This window comes from Streptomyces sp. ISL-100, from assembly GCF_018614615.1.
Lineage (GTDB): Bacteria > Actinomycetota > Actinomycetes > Streptomycetales > Streptomycetaceae > Streptomyces.
The window spans coordinates 1-17,384 of record NZ_JAGGOK010000065.1 but is presented as its reverse complement, the minus strand read 5'-3'; the positions used below and the strand labels follow the sequence as shown (position 1 = coordinate 17,384).

Annotated in this window: 14 protein-coding genes, 1 rRNA gene and 1 pseudogene; 3 read left to right on the top strand and 13 right to left on the bottom strand. The window is 70.2% G+C overall.

Annotation, left to right across the window (positions count from 1 at the left end):
• Positions 1–10: 10 nt before the first annotated feature.
• A complete protein-coding gene (locus tag J7E89_RS27450) occupies positions 11–1,522 on the bottom strand; it encodes an APC family permease (RefSeq protein WP_214977126.1) in 1,512 nt (503 codons plus the stop codon).
• 235 nt (positions 1,523–1,757) lie between these two features.
• Between J7E89_RS27450 and J7E89_RS27445 the strand changes: the two genes are divergently transcribed.
• Positions 1,758–3,386: a PucR family transcriptional regulator gene (locus tag J7E89_RS27445; protein ID WP_214977125.1), complete on the top strand. Its 1,629-nt coding sequence runs from the start codon at positions 1,758–1,760 to the stop codon at positions 3,384–3,386.
• Positions 3,387–3,391: 5 nt separating this feature from the next.
• Here the strand turns inward: J7E89_RS27445 and J7E89_RS27440 are convergent, their stop codons facing one another.
• The 5 genes from J7E89_RS27440 to J7E89_RS27420 form a co-directional block, all read right to left on the bottom strand.
• Complete coding sequence (locus J7E89_RS27440) at positions 3,392–4,495, bottom strand: glycosyltransferase family 4 protein (RefSeq protein ID WP_214977124.1); 1,104 nt, start codon at positions 4,493–4,495, stop codon at positions 3,392–3,394.
• A gap of 360 nt (positions 4,496–4,855) precedes the next feature.
• Positions 4,856–6,574 (bottom strand): DNA repair protein RecN, encoded by a 1,719-nt coding sequence (recN, locus tag J7E89_RS27435; protein WP_214977228.1) that lies wholly within the window; start codon positions 6,572–6,574, stop codon positions 4,856–4,858.
• 227 nt (positions 6,575–6,801) lie between these two features.
• Positions 6,802–7,755: an NAD kinase gene (locus J7E89_RS27430; protein WP_285439293.1), complete on the bottom strand. Its 954-nt coding sequence runs from the start codon at positions 7,753–7,755 to the stop codon at positions 6,802–6,804.
• Entirely contained in the window at positions 7,752–8,567 is an 816-nt protein-coding gene (locus J7E89_RS27425) for a TlyA family RNA methyltransferase (protein ID WP_214977123.1), read from the bottom strand. The genes J7E89_RS27430 and J7E89_RS27425 overlap by 4 nt, the downstream gene beginning before the upstream one ends.
• Before the next feature lie 7 nt (positions 8,568–8,574).
• Positions 8,575–8,877 (bottom strand): hypothetical protein, encoded by a 303-nt coding sequence (locus tag J7E89_RS27420; protein ID WP_214977122.1) that lies wholly within the window; start codon positions 8,875–8,877, stop codon positions 8,575–8,577.
• Between the two features lie 42 nt (positions 8,878–8,919).
• Between J7E89_RS27420 and J7E89_RS27415 the strand changes: the two genes are divergently transcribed.
• Positions 8,920–9,267 (top strand): SCP2 sterol-binding domain-containing protein, encoded by a 348-nt coding sequence (locus J7E89_RS27415; RefSeq protein WP_214977121.1) that lies wholly within the window; start codon positions 8,920–8,922, stop codon positions 9,265–9,267.
• Here J7E89_RS27415 and J7E89_RS27410 read toward each other — a convergent pair.
• The 4 genes from J7E89_RS27410 to J7E89_RS27395 are packed head-to-tail and all read right to left on the bottom strand — an operon-like array spanning position 9,251 to position 13,322.
• Positions 9,251–10,102: an ABC transporter ATP-binding protein gene (locus J7E89_RS27410; protein ID WP_214977120.1), complete on the bottom strand. Its 852-nt coding sequence runs from the start codon at positions 10,100–10,102 to the stop codon at positions 9,251–9,253. The genes J7E89_RS27415 and J7E89_RS27410 overlap by 17 nt on opposite strands.
• 23 nt (positions 10,103–10,125) lie before the next feature.
• A complete protein-coding gene (locus J7E89_RS27405; protein WP_308315623.1) occupies positions 10,126–11,193 on the bottom strand; it encodes an iron chelate uptake ABC transporter family permease subunit in 1,068 nt (355 codons plus the stop codon).
• On the bottom strand, positions 11,190–12,233 hold the full coding sequence (locus tag J7E89_RS27400) for a FecCD family ABC transporter permease (protein WP_374196900.1): 1,044 nt from the start codon (positions 12,231–12,233) through the stop codon (positions 11,190–11,192). The genes J7E89_RS27405 and J7E89_RS27400 overlap by 4 nt, the downstream gene beginning before the upstream one ends.
• Before the next feature lie 57 nt (positions 12,234–12,290).
• Positions 12,291–13,322 carry an HAD hydrolase-like protein gene (locus J7E89_RS27395; protein ID WP_214977118.1) on the bottom strand — a complete coding sequence of 344 codons (1,032 nt, stop codon included), beginning with the start codon at positions 13,320–13,322 and terminating at the stop codon, positions 12,291–12,293.
• A 72-nt stretch (positions 13,323–13,394) separates the two neighbouring features.
• Between J7E89_RS27395 and J7E89_RS27390 the strand changes: the two genes are divergently transcribed.
• The gene (locus J7E89_RS27390; RefSeq protein WP_214977117.1) at positions 13,395–14,678 is read left to right on the top strand and encodes a DUF1015 family protein; all 1,284 of its coding nucleotides are present in this window, start codon (positions 13,395–13,397) and stop codon (positions 14,676–14,678) included.
• A gap of 65 nt (positions 14,679–14,743) precedes the next feature.
• Here the strand turns inward: J7E89_RS27390 and J7E89_RS27385 are convergent, their stop codons facing one another.
• The 3 genes and pseudogenes from J7E89_RS27385 to rrf form a co-directional block, all read right to left on the bottom strand.
• A complete protein-coding gene (locus tag J7E89_RS27385) occupies positions 14,744–15,442 on the bottom strand; it encodes a tetratricopeptide repeat protein (RefSeq protein ID WP_251061163.1) in 699 nt (232 codons plus the stop codon).
• Between the two features lie 258 nt (positions 15,443–15,700).
• Positions 15,701–17,083 (bottom strand): annotated as a pseudogene (locus J7E89_RS42105) (hypothetical protein); the annotation flags it as partial.
• A 74-nt stretch (positions 17,084–17,157) separates the two neighbouring features.
• Positions 17,158–17,274: ribosomal RNA gene (gene rrf / locus J7E89_RS27375) — 5S ribosomal RNA — on the bottom strand.
• Positions 17,275–17,384: the final 110 nt, after the last annotated feature.

The window sequence follows — 17,384 nt, the reverse complement described above, 5'->3', positions numbered from 1 at the left end:
GGAGAGCTCCTCAGACGGTCGCGGCTGGCTGGCTGGTTTCGCTGTCGTCGGTGCGCTCGGCCGCGTCCTCGAGGACGATCCGGCCGATGATCGCGTAACGGTCGGGCTGCTTGGCCTTGAGATAGAGACCGAGTCCGAGGCCGCCGAAGAAGACCAGGCCGACGATCCACGGGATCAGCTTGAAGAAGAGGGAGTCGGCGGCGAGTCCGGCCGCGGTCTCCATGTTGATCACGAGCAGTACGACGACGGCGATCATGCCGATGCCGCCGAGCAGCGGGGCGGTGAAGGTCTTGAACCAGTGCCGGTCCTCCGGGTGGTTCTTGCGGAAGTAGCCGATCACCGCGAACGAACAGAGCGTCTGGACGATGAGGATCGCCATCGTGCCGAGGATCGCGAGCAGCGTGTACAGGTGGATGTACGGGTCCTCACCGGCGAGCCAGAACGCGGCCACCAGCAGGGTGGCGATGCCGGACTGGACGTACGACGCGATGTACGGCGACCCGTGCGAACGGTGCGTACGCCCAAGAGCCGGGTGCAGGAAGCCTTCGCGGCCGATCGCGTACAGATAACGCGACGCGCACTGGTGGAACGCCATGCCGCAGGCGAACGAACCGGTGAGCAGCAGCCACTGGAAGGCGTCGACGGCCCACGCCCCGATGAAGGCCTCCGTCGGATCGAAGAAGAGATCGAGCGGGGAGGCCGACGACGAGACCTTGACCGACCCTTCGAGGCCGTTGCCCGCGATCGTCATCCAGGAGACGTAGATGTAGAAGAGCCCCACCCCGACCACCGAGATCAGGGTCGCGCGCGGGATGACGCGCTTCGGGTCGCGGGACTCCTCGCCGTACATCGCCGTCGACTCGAAGCCGACCCACGACCAGAAGGCGAAGAAGAGACCGAGCCCCGCCGACGTGCCCGTGAAGGCGTTCACGGGGTTGATGGGCTCCACAGGGATGCCGTCCGGACCGCCGCCGGCGAGCAGCACGGCCGTGGCGACGGCGAAGAGGACGGCGATCTCGGCGACGAGCATGATGCCGAGGGCCTTGGCGGTGATGTTGATGTCGAAGTACGCGAGGACACCGGTCACGGCGAGCATCCCGGCGGCGTACACGATCCACGGAATGTCGACACCGAGCTGGTCGGCGACGGTCGTCTGGCCGAAGTAGGCGAAGATACCGACGATCGAGGCCTCGAAGACGATGTACGCGAGAACGGCCAGCATCCCGGACGCCATGCCCGCGATGCGGCCCAGGCCGTGCGAGATGTAGCCGTAGAAGGCGCCGGCGGCGGTGATGCGCTTCGCCATGGCGACGTATCCGACCGAGAAGACGGTCAGGACGAGCGTGGCGAAGAGATAACCGGCGGGAGCACCCGTCCCATTGCCGAAGCCCACGGCGATGGGGAGATTTCCGGTCATCGCGGTGATTGGCGCCGCGGTGGCGACCGCCATGAAGACCACACCGACCAGTCCGACGGAATTCGCCTTGAGCCGCTGGACTTCACGTGCGGGTTTGTCAGACATGCCGCGCCCTCTCTCTATGTACGGGGGCGACAGTCTTGGCCGGAGTGACGCAGACCACAATCGACACGCGGTCACTCAAAAGCTGTCCGGGGGCGACGAGTTGTCGGCCCACGGGACCACGCGATGTGTCTCGTAACCGCAGGGTGATGTTCCTGGAACAGACACCCGGGTAGCGTCCACCGGATGCGGTGCCTTCCTGGGGCACAGCGGGATCGACGTCACGAGGTACATCGCAGTGGAAACGCAAGGCGGTATCACCGTGCAGCGGGCACTGGAGCTGCCGGGGCTCCGCAGCGGACTTCCCGAGGTCGTCGCCTGCGCGGACCGGCTGAACCGCACGGTCCGCTGGGTGCACGCGGGCGAGGTGCCCAACATCGCCTCGCTGCTCAAGGGCGGCGAACTGCTCCTGACGACCGGCCTCGGCCTCGGTACGCGCCCCGCCGAACAGCGTGCTTTCGTACGCCGCCTCGCGGACCGGGGGATCGCCGCCCTGGTCGTCGAACTCGGCCCGCGCTTCAGCCGCCTCCCTTCGACGATCGTGGAGACCGCGCGGGCGGCCGGGCTGCCGCTCGTCCAGCTGCACCGCGAGGTGCCGTTCGTATCGGTGACCGAAGAGGTCCACACCGAGATCGTCAACGGCCACTACACACTCCTGCGGCGCGCCGAGGAGGTCCACCGGCGCTGTACGGAGGCGCTGCTCGGCGGCGGCGGGATTCCCCAGGTCCTCGGCATCCTCGCGGACTTCACCGCCAACCCGGTCTTCCTGGAGACGGCGGACGGACAGCTCCTCTACGCGGCCGCACCCGAGTCGGGCGAGGCCTGCGCCGATCCCCTCCAGGTGTGGGAGGGCCTGCGCGGCCAGCGCGAGGCCCGCGAGGAGGGGCCGCCCGCGAACGGCGTGATCGTGGACGTACCGGGCGGCGGCCACGGCGCGGGCGCGGTACGGGCCAGGATCGCCCTGCTCGCGGTCTCGTCACCACTCCTGCCCGTCCACCGGATCGCGGCCGAGCGGGCGGCCGGAATCCTCGCGGTGGTCCTGATGCAGGCCCGCCAGGAGGAAGAGCTTGCGGCGCGCGGCCGCGGCGACTTCCTCACCGACCTCGCCGAGGGCCGCATCGCGGCCGAGGACGCCCCCGCGCAGGCCAGAGTCCTCGGCTTCAAGCCGGGCGAGGGCCCGCTGCTCCCCGTCGTCATGCGGCTCGCGGCCGAGCTGGCGCCGGCGGGCAACTGGGCGGTGCTGGCGCGGGCCGTCCTGGAGGAACTCTCGGCGGTCGGCGTGCCGGTCCTTCTCGGCGTACGCCCCGTGGAAGGCCGCGTACCCCTCCTCCTGGGCCTGCGCTCCGAATCAGAACGTACGGCGGTCGCGGACCGCGTGGCAGCCGCCCTGCGCGCCGGGGTGGAACGGGCCGGCCTGGAACGCGCGGGCGCCCATCCTCCCGTAGTAGTCGTGGGCGTAGCCGGCAGCTGGACAGCGGCATCGGCAGGCCTGCGCCACGCCGCGGAAACAGCCACAGCGGCTCAGGGCCTGTCCGACCGCCCCTGGTACGACGCCCGCCGCCTCGACATCGACCTGCTTCTGTGGCGTTTGCGCGAGCACCCGGACCTGGCGGCCTTCGTCGACCGGGCGATCGGCCCCCTCCGCGACCACGACCGCACGTCCCGCCCGCCGCTCCTGCCCACCCTTCAGACATATCTGGCTCACGCGGGCCGCAAAGCGGAAACAGCCCGCGAGCTGCACCTGAACCGCCAGACCCTCTACAACCGCCTGGCGCGCATCTCCGAACTCCTCGGCACGGACCTCGACGACCCCCAGACGGTCCTGGCCCTGAGCCTCGCCCTGCGAGCCCGCCGCCACACCACTTAGGAGGGTTAACCGGTCAACTCGTCGTACACGCTGAGCACCTGCGCCACCGTCTCGTCCTCGGTCGGCCACGTCGCGGCCTGCGCCTTGCCCGCTTCCGCCAGCCAGAGCCGCCGCGCCGGGTCGCCCAGCAGCCGCAGGACGGCGGCCCCGAGCGCCTCACTGTCGCCGTACGGAACCAGCTCAGCGGCGTCACCCACCAGCTCCGGCACCCCGCCGACCGCCGTGGCCACAAGCGGAACGCCAACCCGCAGCGCCTCCTGAGCCAGCACAGAGCGCCCCTCCCACCGGCTGGCGAGCACCGCGACATCGGCGACGGCGAGAAGCTCCCCAATGTCCTCACGCCGGCCAATGAGCCTGACAGGCAGCGACTCGGCCTCGATACGCCGCTGAAGGGCGCCCCGCTCACGCCCTTCGCCCGCGACAACCAGCAGCGGCGTGGGAACCAGCTCGCGCCAGGTCCGGGCCGCGTCCAGCAGGGCCCCGTATCCCCGGCTCCGTACAAGACTCCCGACCGCCATGATCAACGGCCGGTCCACCGCACCGAGATCGGCACGCGCCTTGCTCTCGGGTACGTTCACGGGCGGACGCGGCGCGGGCACGGTCACCGGCGCGAGCCGCGCGTCACGCGCACCCCTGGTACGGGCCCGGTCGACCAGATCGGACGACGTCCCCAGCACCACGGCGGCCGCCCTGGCCGCCCTCCGCTCCATCAGCCGTACGAGATGACCTCGCGGGCCCTCGGTGTCCGCCCGGGTGTGCCAGGTGACCACAAGCGGAATCCGACGCCCCCTGAGCGCCAGCGCGCTGCGCACAGCGGCGTGCAGCCCGTGGGCGTGCACGAGATCCGCGTCCGCACAAGCTGCCCGCAACGCCGCCACAGCCGCAGGATCACTGCGCCGTGGTACGGAAACAAACCGTGCCCCGGAGCCACCGAAGTCGTACGCCGCCTCAAGCCCCGCAGGGGCACAGACGCTCACCCGAAGGCCCCGCGCGACAAGCCCCGCGGCCAGCGACCTGACGTGCGCGCTGCTGCCCGCGCTGCCGCCGCCGAGGACTTGGACGACGCTCAGCGGCGACTGGCCGTACGGCGGGACCGGGGTGCTGCTCACGTCGGTCGGAGCTCCTGAGTCGGCGTCGAACGGCGGACATAGTGCGTCGCCCAGAATGCCAGCCCGCACGCGCGTTCCGGCACCACGAAAGGGTCGACCCCGTGGTGGCACCTCACCGCCATCACCCGCAAGGGTGATCAGCGGTCCCCCTACACGAACAGCGGCGGAAGCGACCACCGACGGGAGGTTGCGGTCCGCGCAGGGGGTGGTGTTCGGAACGTAAAGCGTGATTTGTGGGCAAGACGCCGGTCACTTCAACAGCCCCCGCCGCGCCCTAAATCATGCAGTTCCGAACGCCGCCCCCGGAGCGGCACGCACCCGCACGAGCCACAACCGCAACCACAACCTCACGCACACGCACTACGCATCGCTCCGCGCAGCCGCCAACAACTCCTCCGCATGCGCCCGAGCAGTCTCCGAGTCCTCCTGCCCCGCCAGCATCCGCGAAAGCTCCCGCACCCGGTCCTCGCCCTCCAGCACAGTGACCCCGCTCCTGGTCACCGCACCATCCACCGTCTTCTCCACCAGCAACTGCCGGTCAGCGAACGCCGCGACCTGCGGCAAGTGCGTGACCACCACGACCTGCGCCGACTTCGCCAGCTTCGCCAGCCGCCGCCCGACCTCGACCGCTGCCTTGCCGCCCACGCCCGCGTCTACCTCGTCGAACAAATACGTCGGCACCGGATCGGACCCGGCGAAGACAACCTCAACCGCCAGCATCACCCGGGAGAGCTCACCTCCCGAAGCCCCCTTGGCGATCGGCCGCGCCTGAGCCCCGGGATGCGGCGCGAGCAGCAGCTCGACCTCATCAACCCCGGACGCCCCATAAGCCACCAGCCGCCCACCGACCTCAACGCCATCAGGGTCCTCGGTCTGCCGCACAGCAATCGACACCCGCGCATGCGGCATGGCGAGCGACGCCAATTCACCAGTAACGGCGTCGGCAAACCTTTCCGCCACCTCCGTACGCGCATCGGTCAACGCCTGCGCCAGCCCCGCCAGTTCATCCCGCAACGCATCCCTCTCGGCGGTCAGCTCACCGATCCGGTCATCGTCACCCTCCAGCTCGGTAAGCCGCGCGACACCGTCCTGAGACCAGGCGAGCACCGCCCCGACGTCCTCGCCGTACTTGCGCGTGAGCTGAGTGAGCGCCGCCCGCCGCTCCTCCACCACGGCCAGCCGCAGCGGATCGGCGTCGAGATTGTCGGCGTACCCGGCGAGCTCCCCGGCCACATCCCCCAACAGGATCCCGATCTCACCGATCCGCTCAGCAAGCACAGCAAGCGCCGGATCATGAGCCCGCACCGCATCCAGCGCCCGGTGCGCCCCGGCGACCAGAGTCGTCGCATCGAGACTCTCCGGATCCTCCGGATTCCCCGCAAGAGCCGCATGCGCGACAGAAGCGGCCGACGCCAGCGCCTCCGCATGCCCCAGCCGCTCCGCCTCCGCCGCAAGCTCGACGTCCTCACCGGCCCGCGGTTCGACCGCCGCGATCTCGTCGAGCCCGAAGCGCAGCAGATCCGCCTCCTGCGCACGCTCACGCGCCCGCGTCGTCAGCTCGTCCAGCTCCACCACCACCGACCGCAGCCGCCGGTACGCGGCCGCGTACTTCGCGTGGGGTACGGCGACGGCGTCTCCCGCGTACCGGTCGAGGGCCTGCCGCTGCCGGGCCGGCCGCAGCAAGCCCTGCTGATCGGTCTGCCCGTGTACGGCGACGAGGTCGTCGGCCAGCTCCGCGAGGAGCCCCACCGGTACCGACCGCCCGCCCACATGGGCTCGCGAACGCCCCTCGGCCGAGATGGTCCTGCTGACGAGCAGCGCCCCGTCGTCGAGTTCCGCCCCCGCCTCCTGGGCCCGTACGGCCGCGGGCGCGTCGGCAGGCATGGTGATCCGCCCCTCGACGACCGCGGCCTTGGCCCCGATCCGCACGAGGGCAGGGTCGGCGCGCCCGCCGAGCAACAGCCCGAGGCTGGTGACGACCATGGTCTTGCCCGCGCCGGTCTCACCCGTCACCGCCGTAAACCCGGGTGACAGCTCGACGACGGCGTCATCAATGACGCCCAGCGACCGTATCCGCATCTCCTCCAACACGGACACGACCTTACGAGGTTCCGGCCCCCTATTTCGACGGCCCCCGCCCCTCACCACGAATTCATGAGCTCGGAACGGGCAGGATCAGCCCTGCACGGCCGGCCACCGCCCCGCAATCCCGCAGAGGCCGAGCGGGGCCGGCAGCAAAGAGGGAGGCGAGGAAGGAGGGCGGCGAGGAAGGAAGCCGCCCCCGGCGACCGGCCGACGCCTCGCACTCAGTGCGGCGCCCCGCGCCACCCCGACACCGGAAGGGCGAACTTCGCGACGAGCCGGTCGGTGAACGACGCATGGTGCAACCGCGCCAGCCGCACCGGCACGGCGCCCCGCCGCACCTCCACGCGCGCACCGGCGGGCAGTTCGACCGTCCTGCGGCCGTCGCACCACAGCACGCCGTGCGGCGTGTGCTGCTGCACCTCCACCGCCAGCACCGAACTCGGCGACGTAACCAGCGGCTTGGCGAACAGCGCGTGCGCACTGATCGGCACCATCAGCAGCGCTTCCACCTCGGGCCAGACCACAGGCCCGCCCGCCGAGAAGGCGTACGCCGTGGAGCCGGTCGGGGTGGCGCAGACGATGCCGTCGCAGCCGAACCCGGTCACCGGTCGCCCGTCGATCTCAAGGACCACCTCAAGCATCCGCTCGGGCGAAACCTTCTGCACGGCGGCCTCGTTGAGCGCCCAGTCCGCGTACATGACATCACCGTTGTTGCGCACGAGGACGTCGAGGGTCATACGCTCCTCGACCTCGTACGCACGCGTGACGACCCGGTCGACGACCTTGTCGAGATCGTCCCGCTCGGCCTCCGCGAGGAAGCCGACGCGGCCGAGGTTGACGCCGAGCATCGGCACCCCGGAGGCGCGCGCGAACTCGGCGCCGCGCAGAAGCGTCCCGTCGCCCCCGAGGACGATCAGCAGCTCACAGCCGTCGAGTACGGCGGGCGAGGCTTCCGCCACCGTCTCGACGGACGGCGGCAGCGGCAGATCAGCCGCCTCGGCCGCCAGCACGCGCACACCGATGCCGTTGCGCAGCAGCCCTTGTACGACCAGTTCCGCGCTGCGGATCGCCGCGGGGCGTCCGGTGTGCGCGAGCAGGAAAACGGTGCGTGCTCCCCCAGGAGACTCAGCAGATCTGTCTGTCGTCGTCTCGGTCGTCGCTGTCGTCGTTGTCAACTCGGCCCCTCCGCCACTGCACGGTCAACATCCGCCGGGTCGAGCTCGGGAGCTCCGGCCCGGAGCCACAGAAAGTACTCGACATTCCCCGAAGGCCCGGGCAGCGGACTGGCGGTGACGCCCCGTACGCCCAGTCCGAGCCCCCACGCCTGCCGCGCCACAGCCCGAACCGTTTCGGCCCTGAGCTCGGGGCTGCGCACGACACCCCCACTGCCCAGTCGGTCCTTGCCGACCTCGAACTGCGGCTTCACCATCATCACGAGATCGGCGTCGGGCGCGGCACACCGCACCAGCGCCGGCAGCACCAGCCCCAGCGGAATGAAAGACAGGTCACCGACGATCAAGTCGACCGCCTCCCCGTCAATCGTCTCGAGTGTCATTTCCCGCACGTTGGTACGGTCCTTGACGGTCACGCGTTCATCGGACTGCAGCGACCACGCGAGCTGGCCGTACCCCACATCGACGGCGACGACCTCGCGGGCCCCCGCCCGCAGCAGCACATCGGTGAATCCACCGGTCGAAGCCCCGGCGTCCAGCGCCCGCCGCCCCTCGACCTTCAGCCCCTGCGGTACGAACGCCTCCAGCGCGCCGGCCAGCTTGTGCCCGCCCCGCGAGACGTAGTCGGGGTCGTTGTCGTCCTTGAGCACGACGACGGCGGCGCTGGTCTCGACCTGTGTGGCGGCCTTGGTCGCGACGGCGCCGCCCACCTTCACCCGCCCTGCGGCGATCAGCTGGCTCGCGTGCTCCCGTGAGCGTGCGAGTTTCCGGCGGACCAGCTCGGCGTCGAGGCGGCGGCGCGCGACTCCTGCCACGTTCGGTTCAGCTCCTGATGTCGTACGAGGAAAGGGGCGCCGGGGGTCCCGGTCGTGCGTCCAGCGCGGTCAGCGCCTCACGCAGCCCTCGGTGTACATCCTCGTACACCTCGATGTGCCCGTCCGCCGCGAGGTGGTCGGCGTCGCCCAGGCGTTCGAGCAGTACGTCGACATCGGCGTGCCCGGTGGGGGTGCGCTCGACTCCGAGAGACGCCGGTGCGGCCGGACCGTACACAGCAACGGCCGGGGCTGCGGCAGGGGCAGCCCCGGCGTACTCGGCGTCCCCTGCGTACTCGACCTCGTGGTTCATGCCCAGACGCTACCCCGAAGCGCTGGGGTACCGTCGATCCCGATGGCAACGATGGAGGAGTGCCGCAGCGCACTCGACAAACTTTCGGACAATCTGGCTCAGGCCGACGACGGCGTACGCAGCGCCGCAGCACTCGACCGTTCCCTGAGCTGTCACATCACGGATCTGGACATCACGTTCACCGGCCGCCTCGCGGGCGGCCGGATCGACGTACGGGACACCTTCGACGGTCCCCCGCGCGAGCGCGCCGAGATCCGCCTGGCCATGACCGGTGACGACCTGGTCGCCATGGTCGGGGGCGAACTGAACTTCGCGAGGGCCTGGGCGTCGGGCCGGGTCAGGCTCGAAGCCGGTTTCCGCGACCTGATCCGCCTCAGGAAGCTGCTGTAGCCGCTGCGGCCCCGGCAGCCACAGCAGCCCGGCCGCCACGCGCCTTCCGCCCCGCCGGCACCACCAGCGGCGTCCCGGTCTGCGGGTCGTCGATGACCTGGCAGCGCAGCCCGAAGACCCGCTTCACCAGCTCCGCCGTAACCACCTCGGCCGGCGGCCCCTGCGCGACGATCTCGCCGTCCCGCATGGCGATCAGGTGCGTGGCGTAACGGGCGGCGTGGTTCAGGTCGTGCAGTACGGCGACCAGGGTGCGCCCCTGCGTCTCGTGCAGCTCCGCGCACAGATCCAGTACGTCGATCTGGTGCTGGATGTCGAGGAAGGTCGTCGGCTCGTCGAGCAACAGCAGCGGCGTCTGCTGGGCCAGCGCCATCGCGATCCAGACGCGCTGCCGCTGCCCCCCGGACAGCTCGTCGACGTACCGGTCGGCCAGTTCGCCGACGCCCGTCGAGTCCATCGACTCCTCGACGATCCGCTCGTCCTGCGGCGACCACTGCCGAAGCACGCCCTGGTGCGGGTAGCGCCCGCGCGCCACCAGATCAGCGACCGTGATCCCATCCGGTGCGACGGACGACTGCGGCAGCAGCCCGAGCGTCCTGGCGACCTTCTTCGCGGGCATGGACCCGATGGCGTTGCCGTCCAGCAGCACCCGCCCCTGCGTGGGCTTGAGCATCCGTGACAGTGCGCGCAGGAGCGTGGACTTGCCGCACGCGTTGGGTCCGACGATCACCGTGAACGAATGGTCGGGTATCTCGACGGAGAGGTCTTCGGCGATGACCCGCTGGTCGTAGGCGAGGGTCACCGATTCCGCACTGAGGCGCTGACTCTGCACTGGCATGCTCCTGGAACTCTTGTCGTTCGTCATATACGTCCCGCCTTGCGCTCGGTGACCAGCAGCCACAGCAGATAACAGCCGCCGAGCACCCCGGTCACCACACCCACCGGCAGCTGCGTGTCGCCGAAGCCCTGCTGGGCCGCCCAGTCGGCGACGACGAGCAGCGTGGCACCCATGGAGACCGAGGCCCCGAGGTTGGGGCCCGGCGAGCGCGTCAGGCGACGGGCGAGCTGCGGCGCGCTCAGCGCCACGAAGGCGATGGGCCCGGCGGCGGCCGTAGCCACCGCGATGAGGAGTACGGCAGACAGCATCAGTACCAGTCGCCCACGCTCCACGCTCACTCCGAGGGCGTACGCCGCGTCGTCGCCCATCTCCGTCATGCGCAGCGACCGCCCGTGCCCCAGCACCAGCGGAACGAGAACGGCGCACACGCCCAACAGCGGCCACGCCTGCTCCCACCCACGCCCGTCGAGCGAGCCGGTCATCCACACGGTGGCCCGGGTAGCGTCGACGATGCTGGCCTTGGTGATCAGGTAGTGGTTGAGCGCCGTGAGCATGGCGGCCGCCCCAATCCCGACAAGTACCAGCCGGAAGCCGTGCACACCACGCTTCCACGCGAGGAAGTAGACGGCGGCTCCCGTCAGCAGACAGCCGGCGAGCGCGCCGCCCGTCACCGCGAGGGCGTTGCCCTTGAACAGCACGATGACGACCAGCGCACCTGCCGTGGCGCCCTGACCGAAACCGATCACGTCGGGACTGCCCAGCGGATTGCGTGAGATGGACTGAAAGACGGCGCCCGACAGCCCGAGCGCCGCACCGACGAGCAGCGCGACGACGACCCGCGGCATCCGCAGCTCGGTGACGATGAATTCCTGAGAAGAGGTGCCGTTTCCGAGGAGCGTACGTAGGACGTCACCGGGCGACATCGGGAAGTCGCCACTGCCGATGAGCACGACCGCCATGGCCAGAGCAGCGGCGGTGAGCAGCAGCGTGGCGAGGAGCGCCCTGGGCTCGACCCGGAAGGAGAACCCGCCGCGGGTGCGTATCGCGCGGGAGGACCGCGTCCGCGAAGTGGAGCTGACAGTCACAGTCACAGTTGAGCCATCTTCCGGCGGCGTACGAGATGGATGAAGACGGGCCCGCCGACGAGCGCGGTCACGATGCCGACCTGGAGTTCGGAGGGCCGGGCGACGACCCGCCCGATGACGTCCGAGCCCAGCAGCAGTACCGGCGAAAGCACCGCGGCGTACGGCAGGATCCAGCGCATGTCGGGCCCGGTGATGGTCCGGACGAGGTGCGGCACCATCAGCCCGATGAAGACGATCGGCCCGCAAGCGGCGGTCGCGGCACCGCACAGCAGCGTCACGGCGACCATCGCGAGTACGCGCGTACGGGTCAGATGCGCACCCAGAGCCTTCGCGGTGTCTTCGCCCATCTCCATGGCGTTGAGCGGCCGCGCGATCAGCAGCGCCAGCACCACACCGACGGCGATGAACGGCCAGACCTTGCCGATGATCTCCATGTCGGCGGAGGCCAGCGAGCCGACGGTCCAGAAGCGAATCCGCTCCAGCGCCGCCGAGTCCATGAGCTGTACGGCGTTGACGTAGCCGTACAGCGCGGCAGTCATGGCCGTGCCGGCGAGTGCGAGCCGTACCGGTGTGGCGCCGCGGCTGCCTCCCAGGATGTACACCAGCACGGAGACAACTCCCGCGCCGGCGAAGGAGAACCAGACATATCCGGTCAGGGAGGTTATCCCGAAGAAGCTGATGGCGGACACGACGGCGGCCGCGGCCCCCGCGTTCACCCCGAGGATGCCCGGTTTGGCGAGCGGATTACGGGTGAGCCCCTGCATGACGGCGCCCGACAGCCCGAGCGCCGCACCGACGAGCACACCGAGGATCGTGCGGGGCACCCGCACGTCCTGGATGATCACGTCGTTGCCGGTGCCGGAGGCATGGAACAGGCCGTGCCACACATCACCCAGCGCCAGGGGTTTCGCACCAATCGCGATACTCGCGACGACGACCAACAGCAGCACCCCGATGGAGAAAACCAACCCCCCGGCACGGACGGCATTGCGTTCCCGGGGCGCGGGGAGCTGTTGTGCGCTCTGCTTGGGGGGACTCTCAACCAACACGGAGGTTAGGTTAGCCTACCCTCGCATCGGAGGCTCCAATGGAGCCCTTCCCCCCTAAAGTCCCACCCCGTCCAGCGCCTTGCTCGCATCCAGCCCACACGCCCCGTCCCCCGCATACGTCCAAGCCGCCGCACACAACGCCCGCAGCCCATCCACCGCTGCCCCCTCCCCCTCTACAACCAGCTCGCCGCCCCGCACGGCAGCAGTCCACCCACCACACACGAACCCGCCACCAGCCTCGGCCACTTCAGGCTGCCCGCCGAGCAACCCCCGCAGATCCGCATCCACATAAGTCGGCCGATGCTTCGGCGCAGCCGCCAACAACTGCGCCCCATCCGTAACCCCGGTCAGCACCAGCAGCGAGTCCACGCCCCCCACATTCGCGCCCTCAATATCCGTATCCAGCCGGTCGCCAACCACCAGCGGCCGCTCCGCCCCCGTCCGCAGAATCGTCTCCCGGTGCATCGGCGGCAGCGGCTTGCCCGCCACCTGCGGCGGCTCCGCGCCCGTGGCGATCCGTACGACCTCCACCGCCGCACCGTTACCCGGCGCGATCCCCCGCGCACTGGGAATCGTCAGATCCGTGTTGGACGCGAACCACGGCACACCCCGCGCCACCGCATACGACGCCTCCGCGAACCGCCCCCACGCCAGATCAGGCCCGCCGTACCCCTGCACCACAGCGACCGGGTCATCGTCGGCGGACTCCACCGGCACCAGCCCGCGCTCACGCAGCGCGACCCGCAGCCCATCACCACCCACGACCAGAATCCGCGACCCACCAGGAACCTGATCCGCAATCAGCCGAGCCACAGCCTGCGCCGATGTAATGACATCGGAAGCCTCCGCAGGGACCCCGAGCTCCGTGAGGTGCTCCGCCACCGCGTCAGGCGTCCGGAACGCGTTGTTGGTCACGTACGCAAGATGCATCCCGCCGCCCCGGGCGACCGCGAGCGCGTCCACCGCATGCGCGATGGCCTCACCGCCCGCGTAGACGACACCGTCCAGATCCAGCAGAGCCGTGTCGTACACCTCGCTCAGCGCATGCGCGCTCGCGTCGGGCCGGGTCCTGGTCTGCTGGCTCATTCCGTACCACTCCTAGCTCGGTGCCTGTCCCCCGATCATCGCTCATAGGACGACCCCACTTACGATGCACCAATGAGTACACCTGGTCGGTCCGACGAGGACCACGGCCTGCGCCTGGCCCCGTTCCGTGGACTGCGCTACGTCCCCGAGCGAGTGAGCAGCCTGGCCGCCGTCACGTCCCCGCCGTACGACGTGGTGGTACGCCCCGACGGCTTGCACCACCTCGAATCGGCCGACCCGTACAACATCGTCCGCCTGATCCTCCCGCAGGCCGCCACGCCCGCCACCCGCAACCAGCAGGCCGCGGACACCCTGCACCGCTGGCTGTCCGAAGGTGTACTCGCCCCGGACCCCGAGCCGGCCCTCTACGTGTACGAGCAGCGCAGCGGCGACCTGCTCCAGCGCGGCGTCATCGGCGCGCTCACCCTCACTCCACCGGCGGAGGGAATCGTCCTCCCCCACGAGGACGTCATGCCGCACGTCGTCGCCGACCGCGCGGCCCTGATGCGCGCGACGGCCGCCAACCTCGAACCGCTCCTGCTGACCTACCGCAGCGGCGGCAACGCCACCGGCGCGACCGCCGTCATCGAACGCACCATCCTGCGCTCCCCGCTCCTGGCCACCACCACCGAGGACGGTTTCAGCCACCGCCTGTGGTCCATCACGGACCCCGCCGAACTGGCCGAAGTCACCGCGGACCTGTCCCACCGCCAGGCCCTCATCGCGGACGGCCACCACCGGTGGGCGACGTACCTCCGCCTCCAGGCGGAACACCCGGCTACCGGCGCCTGGGACTCGGGCCTGGTCCTCCTCATCGACACGGCCCGCTACCCGCTCCAGGTCCGCGCCATCCACCGCGTGCTGCACCGCCTCCCCGTCGCGGACGCGCTCGCCGCGGTCGCCGACACTTTCCGCATCCGCGAAGTCCCGGGCCCGCTCCCCCACGCCCTGGACGCCCTCGCCGAGGCGGCCACCGCCGGCAACGCGTTCCTCCTGGCGGGAGACGGCGCGTACCACCTGATCGACCGCCCGGACGAGGCCCTGCTGTCCCGTACGATCCCGGCCGACCGCCCCGCGGCCTGGCGGACCCTGGACGCGACGGTCCTGCACGCCACGCTGCTGGACCACATGTGGTCGATCCCCGACGCCCCCGAGGACATCGCGTACATCCACGGCACGGAGGCGGCCGTCACCCAGGCGGAACGTCACGGCGGTACGGCCGTCCTGATGCATCCAGTACGCGAGGAAGTCGTCCGGGACCTGGCCCGCCAGGGCGTCACGATGCCCCGCAAATCCACGTCGTTCGGCCCGAAGCCGGCGACGGGCCTGGTCCTGCGCAGCCTCGAACTGAGCTAACCCCAGAAACGCGAAAGGGCGGCACCCCCACCGGGGGTGCCGCCCTTCTACTCACACAGACTCAGTCAGTCCTTGTCGCCCTCAACAGGCTCCACGCCACTCGGGCCCTCGTCCTGAACGTCGACGTCATCCTTCACGACAGTCTCAGTCTCAGTCTCGGCCTCAGCCTCGCCCGCCGACTCACCGGACTCCTCATCGAGGGCGTCGACGAAGGCGACACCATCGAGCTGGGCGAGGCGGTCGGAAGCGTCCGTCAGACCATCCTTGTCGGCCTCGATCGCCTTGGCGAACCACTCACGCGCCTCGGCTTCGCGCCCGGCGGTCAGCAGCGCATCGGCGTACGCGTACCGCAGTCGCGCGGTCCACGGCTGCACCGAATTCGACGCCAGCTCGGGCCCCTGGAGGGTCACGATGGCCGCATCGATCTGCCCCATGTCCCGCCGCGCACCGGCCGCGACCATACGCATCTCGACCTGGCCGGCCTTGTCGAGCTTCAGCACTTCCGGCTCACCGGCCATCGCCATCGCCCGCTCCGGCCGCCCGAGCCCGCGCTCGCAGTCCGCCATGACGGGCCACAGCTCGACGCTCCCGGTCATACGGCGGGCCGCTCGGAACTCCGCGAGCGCCTCCGTGTACCGCTGAGTCGCGTACGCCGCGAAGCCGGCGGCCTCACGCACGGCAGCCACTCGCGAGGCGAGCCTCAGGGCGATACGCGAGTACGCGTACGCCTCCTCGGGCTCGTCGTCGATGAGGTTCGCGACCATGACGAGGTTCTTGGCGACATCCTCGGCAAGGGTCTTCGGCAGGCTCTGGAGCTCCTGCCGAACGTCCTTGTCGATCTCGTGACCTGTGACGTCCTCGGGAATGGGAAGCCGCTTGATGGGCTCACGCTCCCGGTCGTCACGCTGCCCGCGGTACCCTCGGTCGCCGCCGCGGTCACCGCGGTCGTCACGACGAGGCCCACGGTCGTCGCGGCCGCCGCGGTATCCACCGCGGTCGTCGTCCCGACGCGGCCCACTGCTCGGCCGGTCGTCGCGACGCTCATAGCCGCCACCACCGCTGGGACGCCCGCCCCGGCTGTCGTCACGGCCGCCACGGAAACCACCGCGGTCGTCGTCACGACGCTGGTAGCCACCGCCACCACCGCTCGGACGGTCATCACGGCGCTGGAACCCGCCGCCACCACCGCTGGGACGGTCGTCCCGGCGCGGCGCACGGTCATCACGACCGCCACGGAACCCGCCGCCACGCTCGTCATCACGACGCGGCGCGCTGCTCGGACGATCGTCACGACGCTGGAACCCGCCGCCACTGGGACGCTCGTCCCGACGCTGGTAACCACCGCCACCACCAGTGGGACGCTCGTCGCGACGCTGGTAGCCACCGCCACCGCTGGGACGGTCGTCGCGACGCTGGTAACCGCCACCACCACCGCTGGGACGGTCGTCCCGGCGCTGGTAACCGCCACCACCACTGGGACGCTCTTCACGACCCTGGTAGCCACCGCCACCACTCGGACGCTCGTCGCGACGCTGGTAGCCACCACCGCTCGGACGGTCATCGCGGCGCTGGAACCCGCCACCGCCACCGCTGGGACGGTCGTCCCGGCGCGGCGCACGGTCATCACGACCACCACGGAACCCACCACGGTCATCGTCACGACGGGGTCCACGGTCATCGCGGCCGCCACGGAACCCGCCACCGCCGCCACTCGGGCGGTCGTCGCGACGCTGGTAACCGCCACCACCACCGCTGGGACGGTCGTCCCGGCGCTGGTAACCGCCACCACCACTGGGACGCTCTTCACGACCCTGGTAGCCACCGCCACCACTCGGACGCTCGTCACGACGCTGGTAGCCACCGCCACCACCGCTCGGACGGTCGTCACGACGCTGGAACCCGCCACCGCCACCGCTGGGACGGTCGTCCCGGCGCGGCGCACGGTCGTCACGACCGCCACGGAACCCACCGCCACGCTCGTCATCACGACGCGGGCCACTGCTCGGCCGGTCATCACGACGCTGGTAACCACCGCCACCGCTGGCCGGACGGCCGCCTCGGCTGTCATCGCGGCGAGGGCCGCTGCCTGACCGGTCGTCACGACGCTGGAAGCCACCGCCACCACCGCTCGGACGCCCGCCTCGGTCGTCATCACGGCGAGGACCACTCGGGCGGTCGTCACGACCACCACGGGGCGCTCCGCCGGTGGGGCGGTCGTCACGACGGAACCCACCGCGATCGTTGTCCTGGCGCGGCGCACGGTCGTCACGACCGCCGCGGTATCCGCCCCTGTCATCGCCGTCTCGCCGGCGCGGCTCGCGCTCCGGGCGATCGTCGGAAGAGTTGGTGGACATCGGTTGGCTCCTGTCTTGGGGTAACGCAGTCATTCTCGCGCAGTCGGCCATCCGACGCGCTTCGGAAAAACAAAAAAAGGACCCTTGATCCAGCATGAACGCTGGACCAAGGGTCCTGAAAGATTGTTCGGCGGTGTCCTACTCTCCCACAGGGTCCCCCCTGCAGTACCATCGGCGCTGAAAGGCTTAGCTTCCGGGTTCGGAATGTAACCGGGCGTTTCCCTAACGCTATGACCACCGAAACCCTATCGGGCTTAGCGAACAAGCACACTCTTCAATTAAGTAAGTGGATCTGTTCAACCGGTGCGATAACTGTTCGCAACCCGGGAACAACACAGTGGACGCGAGCAAC

Excerpts from the sequence above, each read along its gene's own strand:
- J7E89_RS27395 (WP_214977118.1), bottom strand. The coding sequence starts at position 13,322 with ATGAGCCAGCAGACCAGGACCCGGCCCGACGCGAGCGCGCATGCGCTG.
- J7E89_RS27390 (WP_214977117.1), top strand. The coding sequence starts at position 13,395 with ATGAGTACACCTGGTCGGTCCGACGAGGACCACGGCCTGCGCCTGGCC.
- J7E89_RS27450 (WP_214977126.1), bottom strand. The coding sequence starts at position 1,522 with ATGTCTGACAAACCCGCACGTGAAGTCCAGCGGCTCAAGGCGAATTCC.
- J7E89_RS27410 (WP_214977120.1), bottom strand. The coding sequence starts at position 10,102 with ATGCCAGTGCAGAGTCAGCGCCTCAGTGCGGAATCGGTGACCCTCGCC.
- recN (WP_214977228.1), bottom strand. The coding sequence starts at position 6,574 with ATGCGGATACGGTCGCTGGGCGTCATTGATGACGCCGTCGTCGAGCTG.
- J7E89_RS27385 (WP_251061163.1), bottom strand. The coding sequence starts at position 15,442 with ATGGTCGCGAACCTCATCGACGACGAGCCCGAGGAGGCGTACGCGTAC.
- J7E89_RS27420 (WP_214977122.1), bottom strand. The coding sequence starts at position 8,877 with ATGAACCACGAGGTCGAGTACGCAGGGGACGCCGAGTACGCCGGGGCT.
- J7E89_RS27415 (WP_214977121.1), top strand. The coding sequence starts at position 8,920 with ATGGCAACGATGGAGGAGTGCCGCAGCGCACTCGACAAACTTTCGGAC.